Raw genomic sequence first — 12,734 nt, forward strand, 5'->3', positions numbered from 1 at the left:
TGTTTGCACTATAAGCGAATGGCTAGCTTGTAACCTTGATAATTATCATTCAAATACGAATGTTAATTGTTTTTGTTACTAGGTTTGAAGAGATATCAGGTTGCACGTTTTTTGAGGGCAGGTTGGTTTTGAAAGGTGGTAACTAAAGTGCTTTGCTTCGGATAGTTTGAGCTTGTACAGCGTTTATTGGCCCAAGCAAAAGCAGATGTTTTGCAGGTAACAAAAAGCCCGTAGCTCATTGAGCTACGGGCTGCTATTTGGTCGGAACGAGAGGATTTGAACCTCCGACCCCCGACACCCCATGACGGTGCGCTACCAGGCTGCGCTACGTTCCGAATTGAGCAATGAATTTACTTAGCTATCAGAGTGCTGTCAATACACCACTTTGGTTTTTGTGCTTAAGTGTTCATTCAATGTACAAATTACTGTTGTGGTTGATAAAAACGCTTTAAGTCGTTTAATACTTGTACCAACATAGGCACAGATACACGAGCGTTGCTGGATTTTAGATCGCGATCTAACACCCGATAGCTACCTGATTGATTAAAGAGAGTAATCTGGTTGCGTTGAACAACAGCTTGTTGTTCTTGGTTACCTATTAATATCCAATCTCGCTTACGCTTCTTAAATAAGTTTTGTCCGGTGCTATAGTTTGCGCTGTTAGATGCCACTGCAAGCATTTCTTCAAGCAAGGTTGGCACTATATCGTTATGGCTAGTATCACTGTGCAATAGTGATGGGTTTTTATCTGGCCAAGATATAAATAACGGCACTTGAGTTTGATAGCGGCTAAAGTTGCTATTGTTACCCCAGTAGTTGCTATTACCATCGTTTAGTTCGTTTCCGTAGTCGGATGTTACCACTAAAATGGTGCGCTCTAATTGGCCGCTTTGAGCTAGTTGCTGGTACACCTTGTTCAGTTGCGAGTCCACAACTGTGGCGGCATCTGAGTAATGTTGGCTTAAGGACTCAGGTGTCACTTCGCTCATGGTCTCACCGCTGCCATTGTCATAAGCAGCAACGCCATTTAGATATAAAAAGTTAAACCAAGGAAGTTGCGCATATTGGCTTTGCTGCCAGATTAGCCATTCCTGTATGGCTTTCTCGTCACCCGCAGCTCCGCCAGGCCACTTGGTCATATCGAGGTTTGAAAGCTCGCTAAAGCTGGTTCCTGCTAATTCCGGCAGGTTTAAGCCACGGCTGCTAAACAATTCAATCTGATAGTTGCTGTCTTGTAGTGCAGACACCAATACAGAGCCTTGGCTTTCCGTTTTAAAGCTCGGCCAATAGCTGGTTGGGATTCCGTAAAACAAACTAAATAAACCTTCTTGCGGTTTATTGCTGCCACTGTGGTGACTAAAAAACTGGCTAGAGCGTTTAGCTTGCTTCCAGCTGTTTGGCATTGCTTGTTGGTTAAGCATATCCCAGCGTAAGCCTTCTACTACCACGAGCATTAAGTTGTAGCGCTGTTCAACTTGGTCATATTTTAGTGGTGAGATAGGGTAGCGAAGTTGCCCTTGCTGCTCTTGTTCTTGTGCTTTGATTTGTTTGTAGTAGGCATCTACATCAAAAATGCCTTGCTCTTGTAAGAAGCTTCGCGCGGTAAGCGGGTAGAACAAGGGGTAGTTATTCTTTTGTCGAGTAATGGTGGTGTAGTTTGTTGCATCGGCCCAAGCGTGCACAAAGTGGGTTAACAAAAAGCAGATGAATAAGACACCAGCAATTGGACCACCAAGGCGTTTGTGCTCTAAACGGCGTAAATACTTCCAACACAGTTTTGCAAGCCAAAGCTCTAACAGGAAGATAAAGGGTACAGATACAAACAATAAATTAAGTGTATTGGCTTGGCTGTTTTGCTCTTCATCTACTAGTAGTTCCAGCAAAGCTGGATTTAGGTGTAAATTAAAAGTGGCAAAGACCTCTGTATCAACAATCAGTAAGCTTATTCCGATGGTGGCGAACAACGCCCCAACAAAGCGCAATGAGCGATTACTAGGAATAACAAAACTGAGTGGAAATAGGGTAAGCAAGAAAATAACAAAGGCAATAAAGGAAAATTGCCCTAACCAACTCACAATTAAATAGCTTTGACCTAAAAATGTTTCCGGTGGGGTAGCCAGAACCAGATAACGTAGGCCAACTATTAAGGCCAAAATTATATTTGATAAACAAAACCAGTGGCCCCAGCTTATAAGCTGAGACACTTTGTCGCGGTACTGTTTTGAGCTATTTACCATTGCGAGACAGGAAATCCTTTTGTGTGCTTATTTTTCGTCGTTAATCGAATTTTTTAATGCTTTGGCAAAGCCCTCGGTGAGCTTTTTTCTTTGCTCTGGCGCAACACGCTGATTGATCATACAGGTAGCTGCATTGCCTAGTACCATTAGCGCCAAATCAGTGGTTACATTGTGATTGTCGACTACTTTGAGTACATCATTAAGTAATTGTTCCACCTGCTCTGTGGAATATTTTGAAACTATTGCCATTACTTCTCTGCAAATTTGCTGATAAAGACGCGTATAATACCCCACCTTGTCAGCAAACACTAACAGTAAGAGACTATGAGCATTTCCTTAAAACACCTTATTTTACATTCACTAGAGCTAGTTGAAGATGGCACCATTGGGCTGCAAGCACGAGCCGAAGAAATGGCTCATAGCGAAGAGGCGCTTAGCTTAATAGAGAGCTTACATCTTAACTATAGTGGAAGAGCAGCTAAAGGCTTTGGCTTTTATAACCAAGAAAATGACAGCCCCTTCAAACAACAATTGGATGCCTTATTAAGCCAAGACGTTGATTTTCATAAATACAGTGTTGATGCTGGCACGGTATTGATTGAAGAACTAAAGAAATATGATTTTGTAGAGCAAGGTGTATTGCTTCTGGCTAACTACGAGCATGTTGCTGGCGAGTATCTGCTTATCATGCTGCTAGAAAATAAAACCTCGCCTGCAGTAGACGATAGCTTAGAACTTACTGCTAGCCGCTATTTAGAAACCAGTTCTGTGCAACTTGCTGCACGCATCGATATTACTGATATGCAACGTAATCCTGAATCACAGCGTTATGTTTCTTATGTAAAAGGAAGAGCTGGGCGCAAAATTTCAGATTTCTTTGTGGAGTTCTTGGGGTGTGACGATGGCTTGGATGTCAAAATGCAAAATGCCGTACTTATGCAAGCTGTTGACGATTACTGCCAAGCGACTCAGTTAGATAAAGAAGAAAAGCTTGCCTATAAAGATGAAGTTAAGTCTTACTGTGAACAACAGCTAAAGGATGGCGAAGAAATTGTAGTAGGGGAGTTGGCTAAGGCTTTACCTACTGCCGAAGAGAACGTTGATTTCTACCAGTTTGCTGCTGAGAATTACCCCCTTGAAGAACAATTTCCAGCAGATCGAACAGCACTGAAAAAACTGGCTAAATGTTTTGGTCAAGGGAAAGGGGTGTCGGTAAGTTTCGAACAAAAATTGTTAGGAGATCGCGTTTTTTACGACGAAGCAACAGATACATTGACGATCGTTGGAATCCCACCTAACTTAAGAGAACAGTTGAAAAATAACAAATAAGTTAATTGGATTGCTTGAAAAGGTTATCAGTTTCATTTTTGTAGTTTAATTACTACATGGAAAGGTTTTCAAGTGTATATGTTGGTAATTATGTTGTTTTATTACCACCGTTAGGTGATTAAATCACCTCTTGAGGCAGGCTGCACCTCGGTTTGGGGGTTTGTAGTATAATTTCAAAAGTGCGAGCTAAGTCATGTGTTAAGCCAGCCTTATGAGCTAGAATCTAGCGCAGCAAGTTACTCTTGCGACCCAAAAATAATCATAACGACAGTTAAGGAAAGGCTAATGAAAAAGACAATTCTTGCATCTGCTATTGCGGTTGCTTCTTTAGGCATGGCATCTAATGCTTTTGCTGCAATTGAAGAAGGCCAATTAACCATTTGGGTAAATGGTGATAAAGGCTACAACGGCTTGGCTGAAGTAGGTAAACGCTTTGAAGCTGATACTGGTGTTAAAGTAAGTGTTGCACACCCAGACGATGCCCCTGGTAAGTTCCAACAAGCGGCTTCAACTGGTTCAGGTCCTGATATTTTCTTATGGGCTCACGACCGTTTCGGTGACTGGGTTGATGCAGGTCTATTAACTGAACTTAAGCCAAGCGCTGAGAAAAAAGCAGCAGTAGAAGACTTTGCTTGGAACGCGGTTACTATCGACGGCAAAGTATACGGCTACCCAATCGCTATTGAAGCGGTAGGTCTTATCTACAACAAAGACTTAGTGCCAAACCCTCCTAAGACTTGGGAAGAAATCCCAGCTCTAGATACAGAGCTTCAGAAGTCTGGCAAGCACGCTATCCTATGGGATTACAACAATACTTACTTCTCATGGCCTCTACTGGCTGCGAACGGTGGTTACATCTTCAAATACGAAAACGGTTCTTACGACGTTAAAGACACTGGTGTAGCAACTGACGGCGCTAAAATGGGCGCTAAAGTAATTAAAGATCTTATCGAAAATGGTCACATGCCAAAAGGCGCTGACTACGGTGTAATGGACTCTGCCTTTAACAAAGGTGAAGTAGCAATGGTTATCAACGGTCCTTGGGCTTGGGATAACATGGAAAAAAGTGGCATCAACTACGGTGTAACTTACATTCCAACTATCAACGGTAACAAAGCTAAGCCAATGGTTGGTGTATTAGCAGGTGCGGTTAACTCTGCGTCACCTAACGCTGACTTAGCGGTAGAGTTCCTAGAAAACTACCTTGTTACTAATGAAGGCTTGAAATCTGTGAATGACGATGTACCACTAGGTGCTGTAGCACTTAAGTCGTACATGGAAGAGCTTTCAAGCGACCCTCGCATCGCTGCAACTTTCGCAAACGCTCAAGATGGTGAGCCAATGCCTAACGTAGCTGCAATGGGTAAATTCTGGTCTGCGATGGCAACATCTCTAACCAACATCACTAGTGGTCGTCAACCTCTAGAGAAAGCACTAGACGCCGCTGCGCGTCGCATAGCGAAATAATACGGTCATATTATTTCGGTCAGGAGGAGGATATTGGTCTATCCTCCTCTTTATTAATTTCGGTCAAATACAAAGGTTGTACATAAGATGGGTCTTTCTGCGTCTCCAGGTTTTATGCAGGGCAAGTATGCTTGGCTAAAACTTCTGCTGATCACGGCGATTGTATTGCTTAACGGCTATGCAATTGTTTTGATGTATGCAGGTGGTGAATATGCATTTGCATTGCTCACCCTTGTTGTTGTTTCTACCGGTGTTTACGTTTTTTTAAGCAAAAAAATGTATGCGCACAGATATATCTTCCCCGGCATTGCGGGGATGGTCGTATTTATCATCTTCCCTCTGGCATACACCATTGGAATTGCTTTCACCAACTATAGTGGCACCAACTTATTGTCGCTTGAGCGGGTAGAGCAGTTACATATCCAGAAGACTTATATGGCGAAAGGCGGTTCATTTGACTTTCAGCTACATCAAGAATCTGAAGGTAAGTATGTTCTAGCACTGTCACAAGACGACAAATATTTTGTTACTCGTCCTGTTGAAGTAGTGTCTAACGCCGATGTTCGCGCACGCAAATTAACGCTGGCAACTAAGCGAATTAAATTACAAGAAGTTGACGCTTTACCTTCTAGTGAAAAAGCGCCAATTAAAGAAATTATCTCTCATCGTCAGTTCTTCAATAGCATCGTATTAGTTACGCCTAATCAAGATGAACTGGTTATGAATGGCCTTCGCAAATTCTCTGCGATGAAGCCTTTATATACACGCCTTGAAGATGGCGTAGTGCTAAAAGAGAGTGGCGCTATTTTACCAGGCCCTTCTATTCTGCGTAACAACCAGACTGGCGAGCTTATGCTGCCAAACATGGAAACAGGTTACTACCAGTACATTGATGGTGATGGCGAGTTTGTTGGTAACCGTTTAGCGCCTGGCTTTACTGTTGGCGTAGGTTGGAAAAACTTTGAACGTGTTGCTACCGATAAAGGTATTAAAGAACCGTTCATCGAAATCTTCATTTGGACAGTTATTTTTGCTGCTGCATCTGTAGCATTTACCTTAGCAATTGGTATGGTTTTAGCCTGTCTAATTCAGTGGGAAGAGCTAAAAGGTCGCGCTATTTATCGCGTAGTACTCATCCTCCCCTATGCAATTCCCGCCTTTATCTCAATCCTAGTATTTAAAGGTTTATTCAACCAAAACTTTGGTGAGATTAACGAAATCTTAAATGGCTTATTTGGCATCAAACCAGATTGGTTTACTGATCCTGTAATGGCCAAGTCGATGATTTTGATCGTTAACACTTGGTTGGGTTACCCCTACATGATGATCTTATGTTTGGGTATGCTTAAGTCTATTCCAGAAGACTTATACGAAGCTTCTGCAATGGACGGTGCGGGTCCAATTAACAACTTCTTCAACATTACTGTTCCGTTGTTAATGAAACCTCTAACACCATTATTGGTGGCTTCTTTTGCCTTTAACTTTAACAACTTTGTTTTGATTCAGTTATTGACCAACGGTGGTCCTGATATCATTGGTGCTTCGACTCCAGCTGGTACAACCGACTTACTCGTAAGTTACACCTACCGAATTGCCTTCCAAGGTGACGGTGGTCAGGATTATGGTCTTGCAAGTGCCATTGCAACCCTAATTTTCTTAGTGGTTGGTGCACTAGCATTGATTAACTTGAAACTAACTAAAGCTGATAAAACGGCATAAGGAGAAGCTACTATGGCAATGGTTCAACCTAAATCATTGAAATATAGAAAACTAGCTACTCACGTAGTGCTATGTTTGTTTCTATGTTTAATTATTTTCCCATTATTAATGGTAATCACAATTTCATTCCGTACGGGTAACTTTGCGGTAGGTGAATTGATTCCATCTAACCCTACTTTAGATCACTGGCGCTTGGCCTTAGGGATTACCGTTGTAAACCCAGATGGTTCATTAACACCGCCTCCATTCCCAGTACTAACTTGGTTATGGAACTCGATTAAAGTAGCTGGTATCTCAGCCTTACTAATCGTGGCTCTATCTACTACTAGTGCTTATGCGTTTGCTCGTATGCGCTTTAGAGGTAAAGCAACCATTCTTAACGGTATGTTGATTTTCCAAATGTTCCCATCTGTATTGGCCTTGGTAGCAATTTACGCCTTGTTCAACAAGATTGGTGAATACATTCCTTGGTTGGGTCTAAACACTCACGGCGGGTTAATTTTCGCTTACCTAGGTGGTATTGCACTTCACGTGTGGACCATTAAAGGGTACTTCGAAACTATTGACCCGGCCTTAGAAGAGTCTGCTGCTATTGATGGCGCAACTCCTTGGCAAGCGTTTAGATTGGTATTGTTACCGCTTTCTGTTCCTATTTTGGCAGTAGTGTTCATTCTTGCATTCATTGGTGTAATTACCGAAGTACCAATGGCGTCTGTATTGATGCAAGATGTTGATAAGCTCACGCTCGCCGTAGGTGCTCAACAATATCTCTATCCGCAAAACTACTTGTGGGGCGATTTCGCCGCTGCAGCTGTATTGTCAGGATTCCCTATCACGCTAGTGTTCCTAATGGCTCAACGTTGGTTGGTCGGCGGGTTAACAGCTGGTGGTGTTAAAGGTTAAATTATTTGGGCGTAGCTACTGGTGTAGCTACGCAAAACAAGATTGATTGCGAATAAAGCGAAGGCTTTATTCAGTTTGGAGCTAATAATGGCTGATGTAATTCTAAAAAATGTACGTAAAAACTACGATCCGGCAATTCACCAAGATACCTTGCGTGATATTAACCTAGATATTAAAGATGGCGAGTTTGTTGTATTTGTTGGTCCATCAGGTTGTGGTAAGTCAACGTTGCTACGTATGATTGCTGGCTTAGAAGATATTACTAGTGGTGAGCTTAACATTGGTAGTAAGTTCATGAATGACGTACCGCCAGTAGAACGTAACGTAGGTATGGTGTTCCAGTCTTACGCACTATACCCACACATGGATTTACGCGAAAACATGTCTTTCGGCCTTAAATTGAAAAAGGTTGATAAAGACACTATTAAAACTCGAGTAGATAATGCTTCTGACATTCTAGGTCTAGATCCTCTTCTAGACCGTAAGCCAAAAGAGTTAAGTGGTGGTCAGCGTCAACGTGTTGCTATTGGTCGTTGTATTGTACAGCAACCTGGCGTATTCCTATTTGATGAACCACTATCTAACCTTGATGCAGCACTTCGTGTGAAGATGCGTATCGAGATTGCTAAACTGCACAAAGAACTGCAATCAACTATCATCTACGTTACCCACGACCAAGTGGAAGCGATGACTTTAGCTGATAAGATTGTGGTACTTAGCCCACTAGACCCTAATGCTGCGACTAACTTGGAGCAATATGGTTCTCCGTTAGAGCTTTACCATAACCCAGCTAACAAGTTTGTTGCTGGCTTTATTGGTTCGCCAAAAATGAACTTCATCGAAGGCGAAATCGTAGAAACTGGTGAGCACGAAAGTAAAGTTAAATTGGTGACTGGTGATGTTATCACTGCTGCGGTTGATACTAGCCGTGCAAGCGTAGGTGATTTAATTGAGCTTGGTTGCCGTCCTGAGCACTTGGTAGAAGATACCCATGCTCATGCAGAGAACTTCATTACAGGTACAGTAGTAGTTGCTGAACACCTAGGTTCAGAGTCTTACGTTTATATGGACGTTAAAGGCTTCGATTTCACCTTTAAAGCACGCAGCGAATTCCCAAGTAAAAATGGCGATGAACTACGTGTAGGTCTGCCAACTAAAGCTTGTTACTTGTTTGATAGCAATGGCATTGCGTTCCCGCGTACTGCCAAGTACAACAAAGACTAGAAGTTGACCGTTAATTCAAAAGCGACCTTCGGGTCGCTTTTTTTGTGCCTTGAATAGTGCTTACTCTGGCTTAACCGGGGGTTTTGTTTTCTCGTTGCACAATTTCTAAAAGCGCACTCTCAATAAATTTTTGTTTAAGTTTGTCGTCAGCATCAAAACTTAAACCGTAATGCACTTTTTCTGGTGAACGTTGTTCTAAATGCTGATTGCAGATACTCGCGGTTATCGCCAAAGGATCTTGGCCTTCTATTGGTAATTCTAAGGTAAATACTTGTTTGGTTAACGGCAGCGGAATAGGGCTAGACACAAAGCCACCGCCATTTAAGGACAAGTCTTTAAGCAAACCGCTAAAGGATTCTTGGCTATCAGCGCTACTGCGCATATTGCAAGACAAGGAAATAGGTAAGCGACTATGTTGGCGTAAACTGATTTTTTGCACGTTGCGCGGATAATCCAGTACTACCCAGCGGCCAACACTGCTCATTAGCTTAGAAATAGAGCCACGATAGGCAAAAATTGTAGCGTTTGGGTCACCTTCGTTAACAATACGAACAACAATTGACTGACCTTCTCGAATTAAATCTCTAGCTGCTTCCCAATTTTGGTCTATTCCGCGAGATAAAATCACACACATTCCTGGCTCAATACCAATTAAGCGACTTCTTAAGCGCAACGGCTTTGTAGGAGTAGGTATTTGTAAATGCACTTCGGTTTGACAAGGAAGGGCATTAAACTGCTTGAGAAGTTCCGGAGCTATAGGGTCCACATCAATTTCTATCGTTTCCATGACATAGTTTAACCATATCATAGATCTACGCTGTTTGGATTAGAGAGCATTGAGGCGATGACTATTCTATGCGCTTGCCGTTATAATGAGCCGCATTCGCGTTTATGAGCAGCACTATGAAATTATTTGTAAAAGATTTAACCGTAATTGACTCTACTTACCTTTGCCCTGATCGTGGCTTAGTGGGAGAGAGTTGGTTAGTAGACATAGAGTTAGGTGGTTCACTTAATGATATGGATATGTTGTTAGATTTTGGCCAAGTTAAAAAGCTGATTAAACGTTTAATCGATGAAAAGGTCGATCATAAACTGTTGGTGCCTATTCGTTCTCCTCTATGTAAGGTAAAAACAGGCGAAGGCTATACCCAATTGGACTTCATGCGACCGCATGGAAAGAGCATTCATTTACGTTGCCCTGATGAAGCGTATACCTTTATTGACTCGGTAGAGGTGAGTAACGAAGCCTTAACTGCGTACGTAAAAAATGTAGTTTTAGAGCAGCTGCCGGCGAATATTCAAGATCTGGCTATTACCTTAAGACACGAATCTATCGATGGCCCTTATTATCACTATAGCCACGGCTTGAAAAAGCACGATGGCAACTGTCAGCGTATTGCTCATGGGCATCGTTCCACTATCGAAATTCAAGTAGATGGGGAGTATAACATTGACTTAGCCACCAGTTGGGCGATGAAGTGGCGTAATATTTACCTTGGTAGCGAAAGTGATGAAATTAGCCAGCAAGATATTAGTTTTTACCAGCAGCAAGCCTGGCAAGATCATTACGCGTTTGCCTACCAATCGCCGCAAGGTTTCTTTGAACTGGTGCTCCCTAAACAAGAAACAGACATTTTGCCCTGTGAGACAACTGTCGAGAATTTAGCTGCATATATTGCGTCTACCCTCGCTAAGGTGATGGAAGGACATAGCTTGAAGGTTATTGCTTACGAAGGGGTAGGAAAGGGTGCCATATCCGAGGTTTATCGCTAATAAAAAAGGCTCCTTTAGGAGCCTTTTTTATTGCAGCGAAATTTACAGGGTAAAGCGTTTAACTAGCGAATCTTGTTGTCCTGCTAATTCACCAAGCTCTTCACTTGTGCTGGTCACTATTTCAATGCTTTGGTAGTTCTCATCACTAATATCTGAGATACGGTTAAGGTTGTTGGATATCTCAGCGCCGGTGGCTTGCTGTTGTTCTGCCGCCGCAGCAATTTGGCTACTCATATCAGAGATTTGAGTAATAATACCTTGGATTTCTTCCATTGCACCGTTAGCGTCAGAGCTTTGAGAAATACTGGCTTGCATTTCTGAAGAACACTCCGACATAACCGATACAGCGCGTTGAGCACTTTTCTGTAGGTTTTCAATCATAGATTGAATTTCAGTTGTTGAGTTGGTGGTTTTCTGTGCCAATACCCGCACTTCGTCAGCAACTACTGCAAATCCACGACCTTGCTCACCGGCGCGAGCGGCTTCAATAGCGGCGTTTAAGGCTAACAAGTTGGTTTGATCGGCAATGCCTCTAATTACATCTAAGATTGAACCAATACTGTTACTCATGCTGTCAACTTCACCAATAACCGAACTACTGTGTTCTAGTTTTTCTGACAATTGGTGAGTAGTAGTAATGTTGTTGCTCATTACTTGTCGACCAGAGTTTGCAGCTTCTTCAACTTCCATTACTTTTTCTAAAGTAATGTTAGCGCTCTTGGCTACTTCTCTAACCGATTGCTCCATTTCCGTCATCGCTGCTGCAACAGACGCAGTTTCTTGGCGTTGATTATCCAATTCAACTTTGGCGGTATTAAGGGTAGTGGAATTACCGTTAGATACATTAGAGAGACTTTCTGCGGCCTGGCTAATATCATTAAGAACCGAGCGCATTTGCTCCATCATGCTGTTGGCAGAATCAGCTAATTGACCAAATTCGTTGGTACTTTGGTACTTAACGGTTTCGGTCATATCACCGGCGGCTGCCGCTTTAAGGGTCTTAAGTAATAAGTTAAGTGGTTGTTTAATAGAACTTGCAACGTTCCAGGCAACCAATAAGGCTAATGGAATTACTATTACCATGGCGGTAATTAGCTGAATCCGGCTAGACTCCAACATCTTGTTGGCGTTTTCGGAGGCATTGTCTACTTGAGCGTTTGCAATGTCGTTAATGCTAGAAAGCTGGCTAATGGCTTCAGTAATTTGAACAGAGGTCTCACTAACACGTTGAGCAATGGCTTCGTTGTCTTGTGTCACCTTTAGGTGGGCAGCTAACACACCATCAGACTTGGTCGAGTCCTTAACGAACTGGTCAATCTGATGGCCCATATCGTTACGTAGTTCAGGAATTTCTTCTTCTAGATCAGAGGTGGCGCTCAAGAAGTTTTTGATTAGCTTGTTGTTGCGCTTAAGGATTACAGATACCTTTTTAGACTGGCTAGTATTTAAGCCTTCTAAGGTATTTAGCTCGATAACGGCCATAGCGTTTAAGAAGCTCTCAGCCGCCCAACGGATGTAATCATCGTTCAATGCAGCTACTTTATCTGATAGGTTTTTCTTAAGTTGCGGTAGCATTACCGACAATTGGTTGGTACTGCGTTTAACCGATTGTAAGTCTTCCAAGTAATTAATGTTGTCGTTCATTACCTGCTTAGCTACTTGGAAGTAATTTTGATCCAGAGCATTAAGCGCATCTAGGCGAGATTCTAACTCGTTATTGCCTTCCGACATTGAACGTAAAGTGCCAAGTGAAGAAATAAAAACGAGTTCACTTTGTTCAAAAGCCTCGCTACTAGCTTTAATAACATCTGCTTCGCTAGAGGTTAGAGCATCTTTAAAGTATTTATCTGCAGTGAGCAAATCTACCGCAAATTGGCTACTTTGTAACACTAATGGAGTGGCTTCTTCTGTTACGGTATCAAGCTGTTGGTTAAAGCGACTGCCAGTTTGTAACGACAATACATTGGTGAGTACCATCATTAAAACCAGAAAGCCAAAACCAATGTTTACTCGATGAACAATAGAAATATTTTTAAAAAATTGGAGCGATGAGGCTACGTTCAGTGACTTTTTTTTCAT

The 12,734-nt window shown here is 42.3% G+C and carries 10 protein-coding genes and 1 tRNA gene; 6 read left to right on the forward strand and 5 right to left on the reverse strand.

Annotation, left to right across the window (positions count from 1 at the left end; all coding sequences use genetic code 11):
* Positions 1 to 258 precede the first annotated feature (258 nt).
* The 3 genes from OV592_RS09190 to OV592_RS09200 form a co-directional block, all read right to left on the reverse strand.
* A tRNA-Pro gene (locus OV592_RS09190) sits at positions 259 to 335 on the reverse strand.
* An 87-nt stretch (positions 336 to 422) separates the two neighbouring features.
* On the reverse strand, positions 423 to 2,237 hold the full coding sequence (locus OV592_RS09195) for a DUF3413 domain-containing protein (RefSeq protein ID WP_406611172.1): 1,815 nt from the start codon (positions 2,235 to 2,237) through the stop codon (positions 423 to 425).
* Positions 2,238 to 2,264: 27 nt separating this feature from the next.
* Positions 2,265 to 2,486, reverse strand: coding sequence for a DUF1414 domain-containing protein (locus OV592_RS09200; protein ID WP_040307371.1), 222 nt, complete (start codon positions 2,484 to 2,486; stop codon positions 2,265 to 2,267).
* Positions 2,487 to 2,561: 75 nt separating this feature from the next.
* Here OV592_RS09200 and yejK point away from each other — a divergent pair, with 75 nt between their 5' ends.
* From yejK to OV592_RS09225, 5 genes are all read left to right on the forward strand, one after another.
* The gene (gene yejK, locus OV592_RS09205) at positions 2,562 to 3,566 is read left to right on the forward strand and encodes a nucleoid-associated protein YejK (RefSeq protein ID WP_338625942.1); all 1,005 of its coding nucleotides are present in this window, start codon (positions 2,562 to 2,564) and stop codon (positions 3,564 to 3,566) included.
* Positions 3,567 to 3,851: 285 nt separating this feature from the next.
* Positions 3,852 to 5,033 (forward strand): maltose/maltodextrin ABC transporter substrate-binding protein MalE, encoded by a 1,182-nt coding sequence (malE, locus tag OV592_RS09210; protein WP_220718167.1) that lies wholly within the window; start codon positions 3,852 to 3,854, stop codon positions 5,031 to 5,033.
* A gap of 87 nt (positions 5,034 to 5,120) precedes the next feature.
* A complete protein-coding gene (gene malF, locus OV592_RS09215) occupies positions 5,121 to 6,752 on the forward strand; it encodes a maltose ABC transporter permease MalF (RefSeq protein ID WP_338625945.1) in 1,632 nt (543 codons plus the stop codon).
* A 12-nt stretch (positions 6,753 to 6,764) separates the two neighbouring features.
* Complete coding sequence (gene malG, locus OV592_RS09220) at positions 6,765 to 7,655, forward strand: maltose ABC transporter permease MalG (protein WP_016402572.1); 891 nt, start codon at positions 6,765 to 6,767, stop codon at positions 7,653 to 7,655.
* 87 nt (positions 7,656 to 7,742) lie between these two features.
* Positions 7,743 to 8,879, forward strand: a complete 1,137-nt coding sequence (locus tag OV592_RS09225; protein WP_016402571.1) for an ABC transporter ATP-binding protein — start codon at positions 7,743 to 7,745, stop codon at positions 8,877 to 8,879.
* Positions 8,880 to 8,949: 70 nt separating this feature from the next.
* Here the strand turns inward: OV592_RS09225 and OV592_RS09230 are convergent, their stop codons facing one another.
* A complete protein-coding gene (locus tag OV592_RS09230; protein ID WP_406611173.1) occupies positions 8,950 to 9,666 on the reverse strand; it encodes a PilZ domain-containing protein in 717 nt (238 codons plus the stop codon).
* Positions 9,667 to 9,782: 116 nt separating this feature from the next.
* Here OV592_RS09230 and OV592_RS09235 point away from each other — a divergent pair, with 116 nt between their 5' ends.
* Positions 9,783 to 10,655, forward strand: a complete 873-nt coding sequence (locus OV592_RS09235) for a 6-carboxytetrahydropterin synthase (protein ID WP_338625950.1) — start codon at positions 9,783 to 9,785, stop codon at positions 10,653 to 10,655.
* Between the two features lie 42 nt (positions 10,656 to 10,697).
* Here OV592_RS09235 and OV592_RS09240 read toward each other — a convergent pair whose 3' ends face one another.
* A complete protein-coding gene (locus OV592_RS09240) occupies positions 10,698 to 12,734 on the reverse strand; it encodes a methyl-accepting chemotaxis protein (protein WP_040307369.1) in 2,037 nt (678 codons plus the stop codon).

The sequence above is a fragment of the Agarivorans sp. JK6 genome, assembly GCF_045277145.1.
GTDB lineage: Bacteria > Pseudomonadota > Gammaproteobacteria > Enterobacterales > Celerinatantimonadaceae > Agarivorans > Agarivorans albus.

Coding starts and splice junctions, on each gene's coding strand:
- OV592_RS09195 (WP_406611172.1), bottom strand. CDS start 2,237: ATGGTAAATAGCTCAAAACAGTACCGCGACAAAGTGTCTCAGCTTATA.
- OV592_RS09200 (WP_040307371.1), bottom strand. CDS start 2,486: ATGGCAATAGTTTCAAAATATTCCACAGAGCAGGTGGAACAATTACTT.
- yejK (WP_338625942.1), top strand. CDS start 2,562: ATGAGCATTTCCTTAAAACACCTTATTTTACATTCACTAGAGCTAGTT.
- malE (WP_220718167.1), top strand. CDS start 3,852: ATGAAAAAGACAATTCTTGCATCTGCTATTGCGGTTGCTTCTTTAGGC.
- malF (WP_338625945.1), top strand. CDS start 5,121: ATGGGTCTTTCTGCGTCTCCAGGTTTTATGCAGGGCAAGTATGCTTGG.
- malG (WP_016402572.1), top strand. CDS start 6,765: ATGGCAATGGTTCAACCTAAATCATTGAAATATAGAAAACTAGCTACT.
- OV592_RS09225 (WP_016402571.1), top strand. CDS start 7,743: ATGGCTGATGTAATTCTAAAAAATGTACGTAAAAACTACGATCCGGCA.
- OV592_RS09230 (WP_406611173.1), bottom strand. CDS start 9,666: ATGGAAACGATAGAAATTGATGTGGACCCTATAGCTCCGGAACTTCTC.
- OV592_RS09235 (WP_338625950.1), top strand. CDS start 9,783: ATGAAATTATTTGTAAAAGATTTAACCGTAATTGACTCTACTTACCTT.
- OV592_RS09240 (WP_040307369.1), bottom strand. CDS start 12,734: ATGAAAAAAAAGTCACTGAACGTAGCCTCATCGCTCCAATTTTTTAAA.